Source organism: Streptomyces sp. NPDC093094 (genome assembly GCF_044754345.1).
Classification (GTDB): Bacteria; Actinomycetota; Actinomycetes; order Streptomycetales; family Streptomycetaceae; genus Streptomyces.
Genome location: NZ_JBIVOX010000012.1, coordinates 83,073 through 101,224, shown reverse-complemented (window position 1 = coordinate 101,224; position 18,152 = coordinate 83,073). Strand labels below are relative to the sequence as shown.

Below are 18,152 nucleotides of genomic sequence, written 5' to 3'. Positions count from 1 at the left end.
GAACACAAACCTGGCGGAGTTGTGCGGGAAGCACCGAACTCCGCCGGGAGTCCTAGGTCTGCGCTCGGGCGGAGGTCCGATGCGGGGGCCGTGGGGCGCAGACTAGCGTTTCTCCCGTGCTGAACCATCCTCCTGTCACGCTGCCCGCCCAGCCCTCGCCCGCCGCCGGGCATCCTGTGGGGGTGACCGACGACGAGTTCCGCGCCGCGATGTCCCGGCTGGCCTCGGGCGTGGTCCTGGTGACCGCCCAGGAGCCGGCGCTCGACCCGGACGACCCCATGGCCCCGGCCGGCGAGGACGTCGGCATGACGGCCACGGCGTTCATGTCGGTCTCGCTGGACCCGCCCCTGGTCCTGGTCGGCCTGCGGGAGGGCTCGCGCATGGACGACCTGCTCGCCGAGCAGCCGCTGTGGGGGGTGTCGGTGCTCTCCGAGAGCCAGCGTCACATCGCGGGACGCTTCGCCATGAAGGGCCGCATCAGCGACCGCCTCCTCTTCGAGGACCTCCCCTGCACCCGCGGCGAGGCCAGCGGCGCGCCCCTGGTCGGCGGGGCCCTCGCCACGCTGGAGTGCCGCACCGAGCAGCGGGTGCCGGCCGGCGACCACACGCTGGTCGTGGGCCGTGTCCTGAGCGCCCGCGTCCCGGGCGCGGACGGCGGCCCCCTGGCCTACTTCCGGGGCCGCTACCGCCACCTGGGCTGACCCCCGGCCCCGCGGCCGGCGGACCCGGCGGGCAGGATCACTGCCAGTCGCGGCCCGTGCGGCCCCGCTTGGTCTCGGCCCGCTGCTTCTTCTCCCGCAGCCGCCGCTCGTTGATCCCCCGGGGGATCCGCGTGGGCCGCCGGGGCCTGGGCGGCGGCGCGGTCGCCTCGGCCAGCAGCGCGGCCAGCCGCACCGCGGCGGCCTCCCGGTTGCGCCACTGGGACCGGTGCTCGGACGCCCGTACGGTGATCACCCCGTCGGCGAGCCGTCCCGCCAGGCGTTCGAGCGCCCGCGCGCGCCACACTTCCGGAAGTGCTTTCGTGGAAGCGAGATCGAATCTCAACTCCACCTGGGAATCAGTGGTGTTGACGTGTTGTCCACCCGGTCCCGACGACCGCGAGAAACGCCACATCAGCTCGGCCTCGGGCAGTGAGACGGAGCCACGGATGACATGGGGACCGGACATGGCCACCATGTTCCCGTTTCCCCGCGGTTCACGTCACGCGAATATCCCCGCCCGCCGCCGACGCGGTAAAGAAAGTAAAGACACCTGGAACCTATGGCACCTCCCTCGGCGTTCATTGGGGTAGCTGTAGGTTCGTCGTACGCAACGAGGGAAGGGACTCCCAACAATGGCTGTAAGCCTGTCCAAGGGCGGCAACGTCTCGCTCACCAAGGAAGCTCCGGGCCTGACCGCCGTCACCGTGGGCCTCGGCTGGGACGTCCGCACCACCACCGGCACGGACTTCGACCTCGACGCCTCCGCCATCGCGGTCAACCCTCAGGGCAAGGTCTACTCGGACGCCCACTTCGTCTTCTTCAACAACAAGCAGACGCCGGACCAGACCATCGTCCACACCGGTGACAACCTCACCGGCGAGGGCGCGGGCGACGACGAGGCGATCAACGTCAACCTGGCCGGTCTCCCGGCCGACGTCGACAAGATCGTCTTCCCGGTCTCGATCTACGACGCGGAGTCCCGCTCGCAGAACTTCGGCCAGGTCCGCAACGCCTACATCCGCATCGTGAACCAGGCCGGCGGCGCCGAGATCGCCCGCTACGACCTCTCCGAGGACGCGGCCACGGAGACGGCGATGGTCTTCGGCGAGCTGTACCGCAACGGTGCCGAGTGGAAGTTCCGCGCCGTCGGCCAGGGCTACGCCTCCGGCCTCGCGGGCATCGCACAGGACTTCGGCGTCAACGTCTGACGGACGGACGCGCCCCAGGGAACCCCCGGCCCCGGCCGGGGGTTCCCCCGTGCGGTGCCTCGTCCGCCCGTCACGGGCGACACCCCGGAGGTAACGTCCCCGCATGATCATCGAGCAGCTGGAAGTGCCGCCCGGCGGGGACCTCCCAGGGCCTCTGCTGACCGAGCTGACCGCCCTGTACGCCTCCCACCGCGACTTCCACGCCCTGACCGGCGACTTTCCCGACCCGGACGACATCCGCCCCGAACAGGTGGCGGCCGCGCTGGCGGACGAGCTCGCGCATCCGGACGCCGAGGTGCTGCTCGCGCGCAGCGAGGGCCGGCTGGTCGGCATCGCCGTCACCCTGGCGCACCACCCCGACCCCGGGGACCCGGACCCGTGGATCGGTCTGCTGATGGTCCGCGCGGACGCCCGCCGCCGGGGTCACGGCAGACAGCTCGTGTCCCTCGTCGAGGACCGCTTCCGCGCGGCCGGCCGCACCGCCGTGAAGCTCGCCGTGCTCGACGGCAACTCCGAGGGCCTGGCCTTCTGGACGGCCCTCGGCCACGAGGTGATCGGCCATCGCGAGGACCTCCGGCTCGGCCGCCCCTGCGCGGTGCTGCGCAAACCGCTGCGCACGCCCCGCCGCGCCGCCCGGGTCGCCGTGCTGGACCCCGGGGGCGCGGTGTTCCTGTTCCGGTACGACAACATCGAGGTCGGCGTGCACTGGGCGATGCCCGGCGGCGGCCTGAAGGAGGGCGAGTCCCCGCGCGAGGGCGCCCTGCGCGAGCTGCGCGAGGAGACCGGCTGGACCGACCTGGAGCCGGGCCCGCTGCTCACGACCTGGGAGCACGACTTCACCCACGCGGTCGGCCCCGTCCGCCAGCACGAGCACCTCTACGTCACCCGCGGTCCCCGCCGGGACCCGGCCGGCCCTCACCTGGCCGCCGCGCACGCCGAGGACAAGATCCTCACCTGGCGCTGGTGGACGCGCGAGGAACTGGCCGAGGAGGCCGAACCGGTGTGGCCGCCGGGACTGGCCCGGCTGCTGGACGACTTCGACCGGACCGGCACGGGCGCCTCCCCCGACGTGCGCTGAGCTCCGTGCGGCCGGGGACGCCGGCTCAGGGGCTGTCCGGCTTCCCGTCCCCGTACAGCCACTCCTCCCAGACGCCGGAGAAGTCCGTGCCCGGCTCCCGCCCCTCCACGTACGCCGTGAAGGCGGCGGTGTCCGCGGTGCCGTGGCGGCGGGCACCGGCCCAGCCGCGCAGCAGCGCGCGGAACGCGTCGTCGCCGAGGAGCTGCCGGATCTTGTGCAGGACCATCGCGCCGCGCTGGTAGACGGGGTCGCCGGAGAGGTGCGCGGCACCGTCCGGACGCGCGGGCGGGAACGCCCACAGGTCCGGGTGGACGTCCTCGCCGTGCGCGTACAGCTCCTCGAACGTCCTCTGCGCGCTGTCGCCGCCGTGCTCCTCCGCCCACAGCCACTCCGCGTACGTCGCGAAGCCCTCGCTGAGCCAGATGTCCTGCCAGGTCCGCGGGGTGACGGAGTTTCCGTACCACTGGTGGGCCAGCTCATGGACGAGCAGCGGGACGTCCGGCGCCCCGGGGAAGACCGGGCGGTTCTGCGTCTCCAGGGCGTAGCCCGCGTCCGTGTCCCGCTCGACGATCGCGCCGGCCGAGGAGAACGGGTACGGCCCGAAGGCGTCCTGCGCCCAGGCCAGCACCTCCGGCAGCCGCGCGAGCACCGCCCGGCTCGCCCCCGCCTCCACCGGGTCCACCGCGGTGTACAGCGGCAGCCCGTCCTCCGCCGCCGTCCGGCGGATCTCGTAGCGGCCGACGGCGACGGTGGCGACATGGCTCGCCACGGGCTCCGCGGCCCGCCACACGAACGTCGTCCGGTCCCTGCCCGCGCGCTCGTGGAGCAGTTCGCCGTTGGACACGGCGGTCAGACCGCGCGGGACGGTGAACGAGAGGTCGTACGACGCCTTGTCCGAGGGGTGGTGGTTGCCCGGGAACCACGCGGCCGAGCCGACCGGCTGGCCCAGCGCGAGCGCGCCGTCGGCGGTGGGCAGCCAGCCCTCCTGCGAGCCGTCCGGGTCGGTGACGGTCTCGGGCACGCCGGAGTAGCGGACCGCGACCCGGAAGGTGCGGCCCTCGGGGAGTTCGGCGTGCGGACGGACGGTCAGCTCCTGCCCGGCGCGGTTCCAGCGGGCGCGCTCACCGTCCACGGTGACCGCCGTGACCTCCAGCCCCCTGAGGTCCAGATTGAAGGCCGACAGGTCCTGGACGGCCCGGGCCGTCACCACCGCCCTGCCGGACAGCTCCCGGCGGGCGGGCTCGTAGGCGAGGTCGAGGGAGTAGTGGGTGACGTCGTAGCCGCCGTTGCCCGCCTTCGGGAAGTACGGGTCCCGCAGACCCGCGCCGCCCGGGGTGCCCCGCACCCCGCCGCCGCAGCCGGCGAGCCCCACGACGAGGGAGGCGGACAGCACGACGGGAACAACGGGCACGAACCGGGACACACCCAAGATCCTAGGCCGCCCCGCCCGCACCCGGTCCGCCGCCCCGGGTGCCCTCCGGCCCTCCGGGCGGCCCCGGCACTTTGGATGTCCCTCCGGCACTCCGGGCGGGCCCCGACACCCGGCACCCGCACCCGGGGCGGCCCCTTCCGCCCCCTCGGGCGGCCCCTTCCGCCCCCTCGGGCCCGGCGGTGGGAGGCCGCCCGGGCGTGACACCATCGGCTACGTGCTCGACATCGGCTACGCCCTCTCCAACCGCTTCCCGGACCCGCCGCAGACGGACTACCGGCGTGCGGACGTCCACGCCCTGCGGCACGACCTGTTCTGCGGGGACGTCTACCTCGCCGACACCAAGGCCGACCGGGAGCTGTCCACGGCCTGGGGATGGGTGCCGGTGCTGGACTTCGCCTGGGCCCTGTGCGACATCGTCGAGCACGTCGACCGGGACCCCGCCGGGTCGCGTGCCTCCCGCCCCCAGTACGCGGAGCTGGACTTCACCGAGTCGACGGACCGGATGCTCTTCGAGCGGAGGTTCGGCTGGGTGGACATCGAGGCCGACTGGATGCCCGCCGAGGAGGCCCCGCTCACCTTCTCCCACACCGCGCTGCGCCGCGAGGCACGGGACTTCCTGCACGACCTGATCGCCGACCTCGTCGACCTGCACGAGGACCTGGGCGAGAACCCGGCGATCTGGACGCTCCAGGCCCGCTTCCCCCGCGTGAGCTGACCTCCGCGGGGCACGGGGAGTCGGACCCGGGCGGCCTCAGCCCTCCACGCGGATCCCCAGCTCCCCCGCCAGCACCGGCGCCAGATCCAGCAGCTGGCCCATGCTGATCACCGCGCCCGCCAGCCGGTCCACCCCCCGGGCGATCTCCAGCGGAGCCGCCCCTCGCAGGTCGACGTCCTTGAGGCCGGCCGAGGTGAGGTCGGCCTCCTTCAGGGCGCAGTCGACGAACTCCACCCGCTCCAGGCGGGCCCCGCCGAAGTCCGGCTCGACCAGCACACAGGACTCGAACACGACGTCTCTGAGGCGGGCCGCGCGGAAGTTGAGGAAGTCGAGCTTGCCTCCGCGCACGACGACCCGCTCCAGGACCGCGCCGTGCAGCTGCGTGCCGCCGAGGCGCGCGTCCCGCAGCTCCACGTCCCGCAGCGTCGCCTCGGCCAGGTCCGTGCCGACCCCGCGCACATCCGTGAGGACCGAGTCGAGGAAACGGGCGTGGTGCAGCCGGGTCCCGTCCAGCACGCACCCCTTCAGCGCGCAGTCCATGAAACGGGCGCCCGCCCCGTCCTGCCCGGCCAGGTCCTCCTCTCTCAGCTCCAGGCCGTCGTAGTCCCCGTCCGGCTCCAGCGCCCCGCCGTCCCACCGCTCCAGCGCCGGCAGCCGCACCTCCGGCCGCCGCGCCGCCCTCACACCCGTGCCCCCGGACCGTCCGCTCACCATGCCCCCATCGTGCCCCCCGCCACTGACAATCGCCCCGGCCTGCGCGGACGCCCCCTGTCCGGGCCGTGCGGACGCTCCTCCGCCGGACCGGCCCCCGGACCGGTGTCACACACCGGGGGTGCTGCGCCGTCATACCGGTGACAGGTGAACCCCAGCAGAGGGAGACCCCCAGCCATGCACCGCATCACTGTCGTCGGCGGCGGCTTCGCCGGACTCACCGCGGCCGTCACCGCCGCCGAGGCGGGCGCCCGGGTCACCGTGTACGAGGCCCATCACACCCTCGGCGGGCGGGCACGCACCTCCGACGGCCCGTACCGGACCAACGAGGGCCCCCACGCCCTGTACAACGGCGGCCCGCACTGGACCTGGCTGCAACGGCGGGGGCTCATCGGCCCGCTCGCGCCCCTGCCGCCCCTGGAGGCCGCCCGGCTGCGGCTGCGCCATCACGGCGTGCTGCGCCGGACCCCGCCGTTCTCGATGCTCAAGCTGCTGCGCCGCAGCGCCTCGCAGGCCCCCGTGGACCAGGACTTCCTGACCTGGGCGACCGAGGAGGCCGGTGAGGAGGCCGCCCGGGCCGCCGCGCACTACTCGGCCGTCGCCCTGTTCCACCACGACCCCGGTTCGCTGTCGGCGGCGTTCGTGCAGGAGCGGCTGCGCCGTGCCACCAGGCTGCCGCCCGAGGCGCACTACCCGCGCGGGGGATGGGGCGCGGTGATCGACCGCATGGCCGCGCGGGCCTGGAACCTCGGCGTGCGGATGGAGACCCTCTCACGCGTCGACACCCTGCCCACGGACACCCCCGTGATCGTCGCCACCTCCCTGGACGCGGCCCGCCGGCTGCTCGGCGACGACTCGCTGACCTGGCCGAGCGGCCGTACGGTGCTCGTCGACCTCGCCGTACGGACCCGGCGCGGCGACGCGTTCGCCGTCTCCGACCTGGACGCGCCGGGCTGGATCGAGCGCTTCACCGCGCAGGACCGCACCCTCGCCCCGGCCGGTGAGCAGCTGCTCCAGGGGCAGATCCCGGTCGCGCCCGGCGTCTCCCGCGCCGAGGGCGTCGCCCGTGCGGAGGAGCTCCTCGACCTCGGGTTCCCCGGCTGGCGCGAGCGGACCACCTGGCGGCGCGAGGCCGTGGCGCAGGGCCGTACCGGCGCGGTCGACCTGCCCGGCACCAGCTGGCGCGACCGGCCCGCCGTGGACCGGGGCGACGGCGTGTATCTGGCGGGCGACCAGGTCGCGGCCCCCGGCGTGCTGTCCGAGGTGTCCTTCAACAGCGCCCTGACCGCGGTCTCGCTCGTGCTGGGGCGCGGCGCCCTTGACCTCAAGCATGCTTGAGGATGAAGGGTGGACCGTGTCGGACGGACAGCACGCCGCTCGCACGGACCACACCTTGGGGGAGCCCATGCACGCCATTCGCCTGCACGCCTTCGGACCGGCCGAGAACCTCTCCTACGAGGAGACCGGGGCCCCGCTGCCCGGCCCCGGCCAGGTCCGGATCCGCGTCACCGCCGCGGGCGTCCATCTGCTGGACACCGCCCTGCGCGAGGGCGTGCGGGGTCCTGCGCCCGTCCCCACCGAGCTGCCCACGGTCCCCGGCCGTGAGGTCGCGGGCGTGGTCGAGTCCCTCGGCGAGGGTGTCGCCGCCCTGTGGCTGGGCAAGCGCGTGGTGGCCCATCTGGGCTTCGCGCCCGGCGGATACGCCGAACTGGCCGTCACCGGGGTCGAGCGGATCCACGAGGTCCCCGGGAACCTGGACTTCGCCGAGGCCGTCGCCATGATCGGCACCGGCCGTACGACGATGGGCATCGTGCAGTTCGCCGAGCCGGGCCCCGACTCGGTGGTCGTCGTCCCGGCCGCGGCCGGCGGCATCGGCACCCTGCTCGTGCAGTACGCCCGGCACGCCGGCGCCACGGTGATCGGCCTCGCGGGCGGGCCGCGGAAGGCCGCCCTCGTGCGGGAGAACGGCGCCGACCTCGCCGTCGACTACACGGATCCGGCCTGGCCCGGCAAGGTCCGCGCGTATCTGGGCGGCCGGGCCGCCACGGTCGTCCTCGACGGGGTCGGCGGCGAGGTCGCCCGGGAGTCCGTCGCCCTGCTGGGCCCAGGCGGACGGCACATCGTCTTCGGCTGGTCGTCGGACGGTGTCAAGGACGGTGGCCCGTATCTCGTCGAGGGGGTCTCCGAGCAGGTCCTCGGCCCGGTGATGCTCGGCAGGGCCGGCGGGCCGGACCCGGTGCGCACGCTGGAGCTGCGCGCGCTCGCCGAGGCCGCGGCGGGCCGGCTGCGGCCGGCCGTCCAGCGGTTCCCCCTCGCCGAGGCGGCGGCCGCCCACCGCGCCCTGGAGAACCGCGCCACGACCGGAAAGGTGGTCCTGGAACCGTGACCGACCGCGACCGCACCCCCGACCGATCCGACCGGACCGACCGGTCCGACCGGTCCGACCGGACCGACCGGACCGACCGGACCGACCGGCGCCCCGGGAACACCCCGCCGGCCGCCCCCGGACACGCCTCAGAAGGCCCGCGCACCGCTCCCGGGCGCGCGGCGGACAGCACCACGGCCGCCCCCGGACACCCGGCGCACCACGCCGCATCCGCCCCCGGGCGCCCCTCGGACACCCCGCCGACCGCCCCCGAGCGCCCCGCGGAAAGCCCGCCGACCGCCCCCGGACACCCGGCGCACGGCACCGCGTCCGTCTCCGGGCAGGACCCGGGCCGGACCGGGGTGTCACCGGATGCGGGGCGACCCGATCCATGGTCTGCTGGCCGGATGAGCGTCACCCGGACCGTCGACACCGCGGACGCCGACCCCCGCCGCTGGTGGGGCCTGGTGATCATCGCCCTGGCCCAGCTGATGGTCGTCCTCGACGCGACCATCGTGAACATCGCGCTGCCCTCGGCGCAGCGCGCCCTCGGCATGTCCGACGGCAACCGCCAGTGGGTCATCACGGCCTACACCCTGGCCTTCGGCGGCCTCCTCCTGCTCGGCGGCCGGATCGCCGACCTGGTGGGCCGCAGACGCACGTTCGTCATCGGCCTGATCGGCTTCGCGACGGCCTCGGCGATCGGCGGCGCGGCGACCACCCCGGGCATGCTCTTCGGCGCCCGGGCGCTCCAGGGCGTCTTCGCGGCCGTCCTCGCCCCGTCCGCGCTCAGTCTGCTGACCACCACGTTCACCGACCCCAAGGAGCGGGGGAAGGCATTCGGCATATACGGCGCCCTGGCCGGCAGCGGAGCGGCGATCGGGTTCATCGTCGGCGGCCTGCTCACGGAGTACCTGAACTGGCGCTGGTGCCTGTACGTCAACGTGCCCATCGCGCTCGCCGCCGTCTTCGGGGCCCTCACCCTGCTGCACGACACCCCCCGCCACGCGGGCGCCCGCCTCGACGTGCCGGGCGTGCTGCTGGGCTGCGGCGGCCTCGTGGCGATCGTCTACGGCTTCAGCGAGGCCGAGCCGCGTGGCTGGGGCGACCCCCTGGTCCTCGGCCTGCTGGCCGGGGGAGTCGCCCTGCTGGCGACCTTCGTGTGGTGGCAGACCAGAGCCCCCGTGCCCCTCCTGCCGCTGCACATCGTCAAGGACCGCAACCGCGCCGGATGCTTCCTGACCATGGGGCTGGCCGTGATCGGCATGTTCGGCCTGTTCCTGTTCATGACCTACTACCTCCAGGTCATCCTGGGGTACTCCCCGGTCAAGACGGGCCTGGCGTTCCTGCCGCTGACAGCCTCGATCATCACCGGCTCGACCCAGATCGCGGCCCGGCTGCTGCCCCGCGTACCGCCCCGTGCGCTGATGGCCCCGGGGGCCCTGCTGGCGTCGGGCGGCATGGTGATCCTCACCCAGCTGTCGGTCGACTCCGACTACGCCACCCACATCCTGCCCGCGCTGCTGCTGATGGGCCTCGGCATGGGCCTGATCTTCATGCCGGTGTTCTCCACGGCGACCGCGGGCGTGGCCCCCCAGGACTCCGGCGTCACCTCGGCCACCGTCAACACCTCCCAGCAGGTCGGCGGCTCCATCGGCACGGCCCTGCTCAACACCGTCGCCACCACCAGCAGCACCGCCTACATCGCCGCCCACCTCGGCGGGGGCGCCGACCGCACCCTCGTCACCAGGGAGGGCATCGTCCACGGCTACACGGTCGCCATCTGGTGCGCCTCCGGCATCATGCTGCTCGCCGGCACGGTCGCGGCCCTGATGGTGACGGGGCGGCCGGCCCGGTACGACGCCTCCGCCTCGCCTCAGGTACCGGAACCGGTGACCTGACGGCGGAAGGACAGGGCGGCGGGGCGGCAGTGTGCAGGAGAGGCGGCACCGGGCCGCCGCCGCTCGCCGCCGCCGTCGCTCAGTGCCGTCCCGCGATCCGGTCGGCCACCCGGGCCAGACGCGAGGATCCCGCGCTGTGCGTCTCCGTCTCCCGCCGGTCCGCCGCCCGGTAGGTGGCGTACATGCCCTGCACGCCGAGCCAGCGCAGCGGCTCCGGCTCCCACTTGCGCACCTTGTGGCCGACCCACGGCAGACCGGTCAGCCCGGTGCGGCCGCCCTGGCCCGAGTCCTGCAGGACGAGGTCCCGCAGGGTCCGGGCGGCGAGGTTCGCGGTGGCCACGCCCGAGCCGACGTAGCCGCCCGCCCAGCCCAGGCCCGTCGACCGGTCGAGGGTCACCGTCGCGCACCAGTCGCGGGGCACGCCCAGCACACCGGACCAGGCGTGCGCGACGCGCACCCCGGCCAGGGCGGGGAAGAAGCTCACCAGGATCTCCCGCAGCGCCTCCACGGTCTCCTCCTGGGTGCGGCCGTCGTTGTCCGTCCGCGAACCGAAGCGGTACGGCACTCCGCGCCCGCCCAGCGCGACACGGCCGTCGGCGGTGCGCTGCGCGTACATGTAGGCGTGCGCCATGTCGCCCAGGGTCTCCCGGCCGGTCCAGCCCACCGACTCCCACTGCTCCTCGCTCAGCGGCTCCGTCACGACCATCGAGGAGTTCATCGGCAGCCAGGTGCGCCGCTGCCCCTTCAGGGAGGCGGTGAACCCTTCCGTGCAGCGCAGCACATAGGGCGCCCGGACGGTGCCGTACGGCGTCACCGCGTGCTTCGGCCGGATCTCCGTCACCGGCGTCGCCTCGTGGACGGTCACCCCGAGCGCCTCCACCAGCGCCGCCAGCCCCTTGACCAGCTTCACCGGGTGCACCCGCGCGCCGTGCGGCGTCCAGGTGGAGCCGACCGCGCCCGCGACCCGGATCCGCCCGGCCGTCTCCCGTGCGCCGTACAGCTCCCGGTCCTTCTCGCCGTACGACAGCTCGTGCGCGTGGAACGCCTTCAGCCGGGCCAGCTGTGCGGGGGTGCGGGCCACCTCCAGCACGCCGCCCCGGTGCACGTCCGCGTCGACGCCCTCCTCGGCGAGGACCGACACGACCTCGTCCACGGTGTCGTTCATGGCCTGCTGGAGCCGCACCGCGGCCTCCCGGCCGTGCAGCGCGGCGTACCGGTCGCGCCCGGCGATGCCGTTGTACAGCCAGCCGCCGTTGCGGCCGGAGGCGCCGTAGCCGCAGAACCGCTGCTCCAGGACGGTGACCCGCAGGAAGGGCGCCGCCTTCTTCAGGTAGTACGCGGTCCACAGCCCCGTGTATCCGCCGCCGACGATCACCACATCGGCCGACGCGTCGCCGTCGAGCGGCTCCCGCACCGCCGGAAAGCCGTCGTCCGCGTACCAGAAGGAGACACCACCGTTGACCGCGCCGCTGCTCATGGCCCGGACGTTAGCCGCCCTCACGGCCGGTGTCTCCTTCGGATTCCGCACTTCCGCACCGTCCCGGGCACGGGCCGGGCGCCGCCGCCGAAGCCGCACGAGCCGCTTCCCCCGCACCAAAAACCGCACCGGAAACCGCACCAAAGTGACCGCCGCCCCGGTTAGCCTCCGCCCATGATCCGTACCGCTGCCCCCGCCGACATCCCGGTCATCCACACCCTGATCCGTGAACTCGCCGCGTACGAGAAGGCCCCGCACGAGGCCAGGGCGACCCACGAGCAACTGCACGAGGCCCTCTTCGGCGACCGCCCCGCCGCCTACGCGCACATCGCCGAGGACGACGAGACCGGCGAGCCGGCCGGCTTCGCGCTGTGGTTCCTGAACTTCTCCACCTGGCGCGGCACCCACGGCATCTACCTGGAGGACCTCTACGTCCGCCCCTCCGCCCGCGGCGCCGGCCACGGCAAGGCCCTGCTAACCGAGCTGGCCCGCCTCTGCGTGGCCCGCGGCTATCACCGCCTGGAGTGGTCCGTCCTGGACTGGAACGAGCCCGCGATCGGCTTCTACCGGTCCCTCGGCGCCCTCCCCCAGGACGAATGGACGGTCCACCGCCTCACCGACCAGGCCCTCGCCGACCTCGGCCGGGCATGAAAGAGGCCCGGACCGGTACCCGTCCGGCCCGGGCCTCACCCGGAGCCCCCTGTCGGACTCGAACCGACGACCTTCGCTTTACAAGAGCGGTGCTCTACCAGCTGAGCTAAGGAGGCGTGCGCGCGGTGGCGCGTGCCCGTGCAGTGTACCCAGGCGGCGGGCCGGGCCTGTCGAAAATTTCCGCGAAGTTCACAGAGGTCCAGGTACTGACAGACGGGGTGAACGGCAGGTACCGTCCAGTCTCGGTTCACTCGTGTGGACTACACCAACCACCTTCCTACAACGGATCGTCCGGCACGTTCCTGCCGGTAGAAGGGGGCCCATCACCATGGCCACTGTCACGTTCGACAAAGCGACCCGCATCTACCCGGGTGGCACCAAGCCCGCCGTCGACGCGCTGGACATCGAGATCGCGGACGGCGAGTTCCTCGTCCTGGTCGGTCCGTCCGGCTGCGGCAAGTCCACCTCCCTGCGCATGCTCGCCGGCCTGGAGGACGTCAACGGCGGCGCCATCCGCATCGGCGACCGCGACGTGACCCACCTGCCGCCGAAGGACCGGGACATCGCCATGGTGTTCCAGAACTACGCGCTGTACCCGCACATGTCGGTCGCCGACAACATGGGCTTCGCGCTCAAGATCGCCGGCGTCAACAAGGCGGAGATCCGGCAGAAGGTCGAGGAGGCCGCGAAGATCCTCGACCTCACCGAGTACCTGGACCGCAAGCCCAAGGCCCTCTCCGGCGGTCAGCGCCAGCGTGTCGCGATGGGCCGCGCGATCGTGCGTGAGCCGCAGGTCTTCCTCATGGACGAGCCGCTGTCCAACCTGGACGCCAAGCTCCGTGTCTCGACCCGTACGCAGATCGCCTCGCTCCAGCGCCGTCTCGGCATCACCACCGTCTACGTCACCCACGACCAGGTCGAGGCCCTCACCATGGGCGACCGCGTCGCGGTCCTCAAGGACGGTCTGCTCCAGCAGGTCGACAGCCCGCGCAACATGTACGACCGCCCCGCGAACCTCTTCGTCGCCGGCTTCATCGGCTCCCCGGCCATGAACCTGGTCGAGGTGCCGATCACCGACGGCGGTGTGAAGTTCGGCAGCTCGGTCGTGCCGGTCCAGCGTGACGCGCTCTCCGCCGCCACCGACAAGACGGTCACGGTCGGCATCCGCCCCGAGCACTTCGACGTGGCGAGCGCCGACTCCGGCCAGGGCGTCGCGGTCACCGTCAACGTCGTCGAGGAGCTCGGCTCCGACGCGTTCGTCTACGGCACCGCCCAGCTCGGCGGCGAGTCCAAGGACCTCGTCGTCCGTGTCGGCGGCCGTGAGGTGCCGGAGAAGGGCAGCCAGCTGCACGTCGTCCCGCGCTCCGGCGAGACGCACGTCTTCTCCACCTCCACGGGCGCGCGCCTCTCCGACTGAGCGCACAACCCCGGGTAATTCACCCAAGTTGACGAAGAGGGCCCCGCAGCGCGCTGCGGGGCCCTCTTCGCTGTCGACAAATACCCCGGCAATTCCGCTCATTTCGATCAGCACTCGTCAACCCGTTACCCAGAAAACGGCACTTCCTCATCCCCCGAACCGGTGACTAAATGTCGCCAAATCATCACCGGGCGCTACCCTCACTCGCGTGAAGCACTCCACCACCCATCAGACGCGACGCGGCCGGGGCCCCGCCCTCCGGATCGGCCGCAGCCTCGCCCTCGTCCTGCCCGTCGTCCTGGTGCTCTCCGGCACCCTCGCGGTCACCCGGGTCAGCTGGTCGGGCGACCCCTCGGCCTCGGTGCTCACCGCCTCGGACACCGCCGTGACCGACGACGCCAAGCCGGCCGCCCCCCTCGCCCCGCACGAGCGGCTGCGCGACCAGCTCCTGACCGAGCTCCAGAAGAAGGACCCGGGTATCGCCCTCACCCACCTCCAGCAGGCCGTCGACGAGCGCCCGTCCCTCGCCCGCCACTGCACCTCCATCGCCCGCGCCCTCGGCCGCGCGGCCGTCCGCACCTACGGCCCCAAGCGAGCCCAGTCCTTCGCGCGCCCGGTGTGCGACACGGCGTTCGCGTCGGGCGTCATGGCGGCTACCGGCTGACCGGCGGCGGTCACGGACCGACCCACGCCCCACGGGGCGACGCCTCGGGGGCGCGGGGGACCGCGTGCGCGGCCACGGACGACCCGCGGCCGCGCACGGCACGGGACCCCCGCCCCGGCAGGCACACACGCCCGCCCGCGTAAAGTGCGGGCATGACCGACCCGAACACCGTCTCCCGCCCCACCCAGGCCGTCATCCTCGCCGGAGGCCAGGGCTCGCGCCTGCGCCCCTACACCGACGACCGGCCCAAGCCGATGGTGGAGATCCCGGGCACGGGCACGCCGATCATCGGCCATCAGCTCGCCTGGCTCGCCGAGGAGGGCGTCACCCACGCCGTCGTCAGCTGCGGCCATCTCGCCGACGTGCTCCAGAAGTGGCTCGACGACGCCGACCTGCCCCTGCACGTCAGCACCGTCGTCGAGACGGAGCCGCTCGGCCGCGGCGGCGGCCTGAAGTACGCAGCCGCGCATCTGCCCCACCCGGACCGGCCCTGGTACGCCACCAACGGCGACATCTGGACCCGCTTCTCCCTGCGGGACATGGCCGACTTCCACACCGAGCGCGACGCCACAGCCACCCTCGCGCTGGCCCGTCCGCGCCTGCCCTGGGGCGCCGTCCAGACGGACGGCTTCGGCCACATCACCGACTTCATCGAGGCCCCGCCGTCGGCCTTCGAGATCAACGCGGGCGTCTACGTCTTCTCCCCCGAGTTCGCCGGCCTGCTCCCGGAGCGCGGGGACCACGAGCGCACCACGTTCCCGCGTCTGGCCCGGGAGAACCGTCTGGCGGGCTTCCCGCTCCCCCAGGGCGCCTACTGGCGTGCCATCGACACCGCCAAGGACCTCACGGAGGCCGCGAAGGAACTGGCGGCCCTGGGGCGCTGAGCACGGCGTACGACACGCCCGTACGCCGTGTCCGTACCGCGCCGCAGGCACGGCGCGCGTGCACGGCGCAGACGTACGACGACGGGGTCCCGCACACCTGGTGTGCGGGACCCCGTCGTCGTGGGGCGGGGAGGCGTCAGCCCAGGAGGCCGCCGACCAGGCCGGGCTGCTCCGCGGTGGGTTCGCCGCCGCCGCCGGTACCGGTGCCGGTGCCGCCGGTGGAGGTGGCGCCGCCCGCGGCGGGTCCGGAGCTGGTGCTCGGAGGCTGCTGCTGGGCCGGCGTGGACTGCTGCGGCGGGGCCTCGCCGACGGTGCCCTGGGTCTGGCTGGGCGTGGTGCCCGCGGAGGTCTCCTGCGTGGCGCCCGGGGCGGTCTCGGCGCCCGCGGTGGGCGCGGCCGAGGTGGCGCTCTGGGTGGGCGTCGTGGCGGCCGACGGGGCGCCGCTCTCCTTCTTCTCCTGCGCGCGCTCGGTCTCGGGCTCCTGCGGCAGCGGCGAGCCGGGCAGCTCGTTGCGCGGTACGCCGCCGGGGCCGGGCACCACGATCCGGTCGGTGTCCCGCACCGCACCGCCGAGCAGCGAGCCCAGCAGCAGGGTGAGACCGACGACGACGGTGGTGACCAGGGCGCCGCGGCGCAGCACGTAGCGGCGCAGGTCCCAGATGTCGGAGCGGGGGCCGAGACGGCGCCAGGCCAGCCCGGCGAGACGGCCGTCGACGGAGTAGACGGGGGCGCCCGCGATGATCAGCGGCGACCAGGCGGCGAGGTAGATGATGTCGGGGGTGTCGTAGACGGGGACGCTCTTCCAGCTGACGGTGACCAGCAGCGCGGCCGACAGCAGCGCGCCTCCCACGGCGGCGACCCGCTGCCAGCAGCCCAGGACCGTGAGGACGCCCACGACGACCTGGAGGAAGGCGATGACGAGGCCGGAGCCGACCGGGTGCGCCAGGGCGAACTGGCGCAGCGGCTCGGCGACCTCCCACGGGTGCAGGGTGTTGAGCCACTTGACCATCGAGCCGCGCGTGCCGCCGTCGAAGTAGACGGGGTCGCACAGCTTGCCCATGCCGGCGTAGATGGAGATGAAGCCGAGGAAGACGCGCAGCGGGAGCAGGACGACGCCGAGGTTCAGCCGGCGGCCGGGGAAGTAGGCGTGCCGCGAGGGGTCCTCGGCGCGTCTGGCACGACGGCCGGGTGCGGCGTGGGTTCCGGTGTCGGAGCCGGGGGCGTCGTACTCGTCGTCGTAGTCGTCGTAGTCGTCGTGACCGTCGAACCGCTCACCGGCGTAGGCGGGTTCGTCGTAGGCGCTGCCGACGGTGCGCATGGCGGGCAGAAGGCGCGCGCCGGCGCCCTCGGCGGTGCGCTGGGCGCCGACGACGGGGGTCTCGACGGTCTGGTCGAGGTCGTCGTAGAGCTCGTCGTAGCCGGGGCCGGTGACGCCGACGCGCGGGATGACCTGGGTGAAGCCGCCCTCGGCGGTCTCCTCGCCGGGGCGGACGCCCGCCGTGCGCACGGCCTGGAGCAGGCGGTGGGCGCCGGTGTCGTCGGGGGCCGAGCGGCCGCTCCAGACGACGGGGCGGCGGCGGGCGGGCGGCCGGGCGCCCGCGCCGACGACGGGGATGCGGGCGGCGTCCACGCCGACGCTCAGGTGCCGTGCGACCCGCGAGGACTGGGAGCGTCGCGAGGACGCCCCCAGCTGCACGCGGAAACTCGCATGGTTGACGATGATCTGCGCCGGATCGCTCGGCACCTTCACCATGCTCAGCGCGGGAGCGTCGTCGAGTCCGGAAGCGAATCCCGACGAGCGGTCCCCCGTGGGTGTGCGGGGTGTTCTGGTGTCCACACTCATCTAACCGAGTGACGTGTGCTTAGGACACTGCTTTGACCTGCCGGATCTGTCCGGACCCCGTCAAGCTTGTCCTGAACGCCAGGATTGACCCGTACGGGTGATCCGACGGACGCGTGTTCAGGCGCGTCGGCGTGCCGCCTCGTACAGCACGACGCCCGCGGCCACACCCGCGTTCAGCGACTCGGCGCCGCCCGGCATCGGGATGCGCACCCGGAAGTCGCACGTCTCGCCGACCAGCCGCGACAGACCCTTGCCCTCGCTGCCGACGACGATGACGACCGGTCCCTCCAGGGCCGGAAGCTCACCGACCTCGGTCTCGCCGTCGGCGGCCAGACCGACCACGACGACACCGGCCTTCTTGTACTGCTCCAGGGCACGGGTGAGGTTGGTGGCCCGGGCGACCGGCGTACGGGCGGCCGCACCCGCGGACGTCTTCCAGGCGCCGGCCGTCATGCCGGCCGCGCGGCGCTCGGGCACGACCACGCCGTGCCCGCCGAAGGCGGAGACGGAGCGGACGACGGCGCCGAGGTTGCGCGGGTCGGTGACCCCGTCGAGCGCGACGATCAGCGGGTCCTCGCCCCCGTCGGCGGCGGCGTCGAGGAGGTCCTCGGGGTGCGCGTACTCGTACGGCGGGACCTGGAGGACCAGGCCCTGGTGGTTGAGGCCGTTGGTCATACGGTCCAGCTCGGGGCGCGGCGCCTCCATGAGGTGGATGCCGCCGCGCTCGCCCGCGAGCTGGAGCGCCTCGCGCACCCGCTCGTCGTTGTCGATGAACTGCTGGACGTACAGCGTGGAGGCGGGCACGCCCTCGCGCAGCGCCTCGACGACGGGGTTGCGCCCGACGACCAGCTCGGAGGTGCCCTTGCCGCCGCGGCCGCGCGCCACCGGACGGCGCTGGACCTGCTTGGCCTTGGAGGTGGCGATGCGGTTCTTCTTGTGCCCCTTGCGCATCTCGGCGGGGGGCGTCGGGCCCTTGCCCTCCAGGGCACGGCGCCGATTGCCGCCGCTGCCGACCTGCGCGCCCTTCTTGCCGGACATGCGGCGGTTGTTCGCGGCCATGACCTACCTGTCTTTTCGTGATGCTCGGTACGTACGTCAGTGCAAG

The 18,152-nt window shown here is 73.6% G+C and carries 17 protein-coding genes and 1 tRNA gene; 11 read left to right on the top strand and 7 right to left on the bottom strand.

Annotated features, from left to right (window positions below):
* Positions 1 to 116 precede the first annotated feature (116 nt).
* Positions 117 to 701, top strand: a complete 585-nt coding sequence (locus tag ACIQGV_RS25575) for a flavin reductase family protein (RefSeq protein WP_402497875.1) — start codon at positions 117 to 119, stop codon at positions 699 to 701.
* A gap of 37 nt (positions 702 to 738) precedes the next feature.
* Here the strand turns inward: ACIQGV_RS25575 and arfB are convergent, their stop codons facing one another.
* On the bottom strand, positions 739 to 1,176 hold the full coding sequence (gene arfB, locus ACIQGV_RS25570; protein ID WP_402497873.1) for an alternative ribosome rescue aminoacyl-tRNA hydrolase ArfB: 438 nt from the start codon (positions 1,174 to 1,176) through the stop codon (positions 739 to 741).
* Between the two features lie 157 nt (positions 1,177 to 1,333).
* Between arfB and ACIQGV_RS25565 the strand changes: the two genes are divergently transcribed.
* Positions 1,334 to 1,909 carry a TerD family protein gene (locus ACIQGV_RS25565; protein WP_402497870.1) on the top strand — a complete coding sequence of 192 codons (576 nt, stop codon included), beginning with the start codon at positions 1,334 to 1,336 and terminating at the stop codon, positions 1,907 to 1,909.
* A 103-nt stretch (positions 1,910 to 2,012) separates the two neighbouring features.
* The gene (locus tag ACIQGV_RS25560; RefSeq protein ID WP_402497868.1) at positions 2,013 to 2,987 is read left to right on the top strand and encodes a GNAT family N-acetyltransferase; all 975 of its coding nucleotides are present in this window, start codon (positions 2,013 to 2,015) and stop codon (positions 2,985 to 2,987) included.
* 25 nt (positions 2,988 to 3,012) lie between these two features.
* On the opposite strand, the gene ACIQGV_RS25555 is transcribed toward ACIQGV_RS25560, so the two are convergent.
* The gene (locus ACIQGV_RS25555; RefSeq protein WP_402497866.1) at positions 3,013 to 4,410 is read right to left on the bottom strand and encodes a M1 family metallopeptidase; all 1,398 of its coding nucleotides are present in this window, start codon (positions 4,408 to 4,410) and stop codon (positions 3,013 to 3,015) included.
* Between the two features lie 223 nt (positions 4,411 to 4,633).
* On the opposite strand from ACIQGV_RS25555, the gene ACIQGV_RS25550 reads away from it, so the two are divergent.
* On the top strand, positions 4,634 to 5,134 hold the full coding sequence (locus ACIQGV_RS25550) for a hypothetical protein (RefSeq protein WP_402497864.1): 501 nt from the start codon (positions 4,634 to 4,636) through the stop codon (positions 5,132 to 5,134).
* A 36-nt stretch (positions 5,135 to 5,170) separates the two neighbouring features.
* Here the strand turns inward: ACIQGV_RS25550 and ACIQGV_RS25545 are convergent, their stop codons facing one another.
* Positions 5,171 to 5,848: a pentapeptide repeat-containing protein gene (locus ACIQGV_RS25545; RefSeq protein ID WP_402497862.1), complete on the bottom strand. Its 678-nt coding sequence runs from the start codon at positions 5,846 to 5,848 to the stop codon at positions 5,171 to 5,173.
* Between the two features lie 174 nt (positions 5,849 to 6,022).
* On the opposite strand from ACIQGV_RS25545, the gene ACIQGV_RS25540 reads away from it, so the two are divergent.
* The 3 genes from ACIQGV_RS25540 to ACIQGV_RS25530 all read left to right on the top strand — a co-directional run bounded on the left by ACIQGV_RS25540 (position 6,023) and on the right by ACIQGV_RS25530 (position 10,111).
* The gene (locus ACIQGV_RS25540; protein ID WP_402497860.1) at positions 6,023 to 7,183 is read left to right on the top strand and encodes an FAD-dependent oxidoreductase; all 1,161 of its coding nucleotides are present in this window, start codon (positions 6,023 to 6,025) and stop codon (positions 7,181 to 7,183) included.
* Between the two features lie 67 nt (positions 7,184 to 7,250).
* The gene (locus ACIQGV_RS25535; RefSeq protein ID WP_402497858.1) at positions 7,251 to 8,231 is read left to right on the top strand and encodes a zinc-binding dehydrogenase; all 981 of its coding nucleotides are present in this window, start codon (positions 7,251 to 7,253) and stop codon (positions 8,229 to 8,231) included.
* Positions 8,232 to 8,617: 386 nt separating this feature from the next.
* Positions 8,618 to 10,111 carry an MFS transporter gene (locus ACIQGV_RS25530; protein ID WP_402497855.1) on the top strand — a complete coding sequence of 498 codons (1,494 nt, stop codon included), beginning with the start codon at positions 8,618 to 8,620 and terminating at the stop codon, positions 10,109 to 10,111.
* Positions 10,112 to 10,190: 79 nt separating this feature from the next.
* Here the strand turns inward: ACIQGV_RS25530 and ACIQGV_RS25525 are convergent, their stop codons facing one another.
* On the bottom strand, positions 10,191 to 11,588 hold the full coding sequence (locus tag ACIQGV_RS25525) for an NAD(P)/FAD-dependent oxidoreductase (RefSeq protein ID WP_402497853.1): 1,398 nt from the start codon (positions 11,586 to 11,588) through the stop codon (positions 10,191 to 10,193).
* Positions 11,589 to 11,762: 174 nt separating this feature from the next.
* Between ACIQGV_RS25525 and ACIQGV_RS25520 the strand changes: the two genes are divergently transcribed.
* Positions 11,763 to 12,239 (top strand): GNAT family N-acetyltransferase, encoded by a 477-nt coding sequence (locus ACIQGV_RS25520; protein WP_402497851.1) that lies wholly within the window; start codon positions 11,763 to 11,765, stop codon positions 12,237 to 12,239.
* 43 nt (positions 12,240 to 12,282) lie between these two features.
* On the opposite strand, the gene ACIQGV_RS25515 is transcribed toward ACIQGV_RS25520, so the two are convergent.
* A tRNA-Thr gene (locus tag ACIQGV_RS25515) sits at positions 12,283 to 12,355 on the bottom strand.
* A gap of 212 nt (positions 12,356 to 12,567) precedes the next feature.
* Between ACIQGV_RS25515 and ACIQGV_RS25510 the strand changes: the two genes are divergently transcribed.
* The 3 genes from ACIQGV_RS25510 to ACIQGV_RS25500 all read left to right on the top strand — a co-directional run bounded on the left by ACIQGV_RS25510 (position 12,568) and on the right by ACIQGV_RS25500 (position 15,204).
* Positions 12,568 to 13,656 (top strand): ABC transporter ATP-binding protein, encoded by a 1,089-nt coding sequence (locus ACIQGV_RS25510; protein WP_402497849.1) that lies wholly within the window; start codon positions 12,568 to 12,570, stop codon positions 13,654 to 13,656.
* Between the two features lie 208 nt (positions 13,657 to 13,864).
* The gene (locus ACIQGV_RS25505) at positions 13,865 to 14,320 is read left to right on the top strand and encodes a hypothetical protein (RefSeq protein WP_402497846.1); all 456 of its coding nucleotides are present in this window, start codon (positions 13,865 to 13,867) and stop codon (positions 14,318 to 14,320) included.
* 152 nt (positions 14,321 to 14,472) lie between these two features.
* Entirely contained in the window at positions 14,473 to 15,204 is a 732-nt protein-coding gene (locus ACIQGV_RS25500) for an NDP-sugar synthase (protein ID WP_402497843.1), read from the top strand.
* Positions 15,205 to 15,340: 136 nt separating this feature from the next.
* Here the strand turns inward: ACIQGV_RS25500 and ACIQGV_RS25495 are convergent, their stop codons facing one another.
* Entirely contained in the window at positions 15,341 to 17,047 is a 1,707-nt protein-coding gene (locus ACIQGV_RS25495) for a DoxX family membrane protein (RefSeq protein ID WP_402497841.1), read from the bottom strand.
* A 117-nt stretch (positions 17,048 to 17,164) separates the two neighbouring features.
* On the bottom strand, positions 17,165 to 18,106 hold the full coding sequence (gene rlmB / locus ACIQGV_RS25490) for a 23S rRNA (guanosine(2251)-2'-O)-methyltransferase RlmB (RefSeq protein ID WP_402497839.1): 942 nt from the start codon (positions 18,104 to 18,106) through the stop codon (positions 17,165 to 17,167).
* Between the last annotated feature and the right edge of the window lie 46 nt (positions 18,107 to 18,152).

Excerpts from the sequence above, each read along its gene's own strand:
- arfB (WP_402497873.1), bottom strand. The coding sequence starts at position 1,176 with ATGGTGGCCATGTCCGGTCCCCATGTCATCCGTGGCTCCGTCTCACTG.
- ACIQGV_RS25565 (WP_402497870.1), top strand. The coding sequence starts at position 1,334 with ATGGCTGTAAGCCTGTCCAAGGGCGGCAACGTCTCGCTCACCAAGGAA.
- ACIQGV_RS25560 (WP_402497868.1), top strand. The coding sequence starts at position 2,013 with ATGATCATCGAGCAGCTGGAAGTGCCGCCCGGCGGGGACCTCCCAGGG.
- ACIQGV_RS25545 (WP_402497862.1), bottom strand. The coding sequence starts at position 5,848 with ATGGTGAGCGGACGGTCCGGGGGCACGGGTGTGAGGGCGGCGCGGCGG.
- ACIQGV_RS25540 (WP_402497860.1), top strand. The coding sequence starts at position 6,023 with ATGCACCGCATCACTGTCGTCGGCGGCGGCTTCGCCGGACTCACCGCG.
- ACIQGV_RS25535 (WP_402497858.1), top strand. The coding sequence starts at position 7,251 with ATGCACGCCATTCGCCTGCACGCCTTCGGACCGGCCGAGAACCTCTCC.
- ACIQGV_RS25530 (WP_402497855.1), top strand. The coding sequence starts at position 8,618 with ATGAGCGTCACCCGGACCGTCGACACCGCGGACGCCGACCCCCGCCGC.
- ACIQGV_RS25525 (WP_402497853.1), bottom strand. The coding sequence starts at position 11,588 with ATGAGCAGCGGCGCGGTCAACGGTGGTGTCTCCTTCTGGTACGCGGAC.
- ACIQGV_RS25520 (WP_402497851.1), top strand. The coding sequence starts at position 11,763 with ATGATCCGTACCGCTGCCCCCGCCGACATCCCGGTCATCCACACCCTG.
- ACIQGV_RS25510 (WP_402497849.1), top strand. The coding sequence starts at position 12,568 with ATGGCCACTGTCACGTTCGACAAAGCGACCCGCATCTACCCGGGTGGC.
- ACIQGV_RS25500 (WP_402497843.1), top strand. The coding sequence starts at position 14,473 with ATGACCGACCCGAACACCGTCTCCCGCCCCACCCAGGCCGTCATCCTC.
- ACIQGV_RS25495 (WP_402497841.1), bottom strand. The coding sequence starts at position 17,047 with ATGAGTGTGGACACCAGAACACCCCGCACACCCACGGGGGACCGCTCG.
- rlmB (WP_402497839.1), bottom strand. The coding sequence starts at position 18,106 with ATGGCCGCGAACAACCGCCGCATGTCCGGCAAGAAGGGCGCGCAGGTC.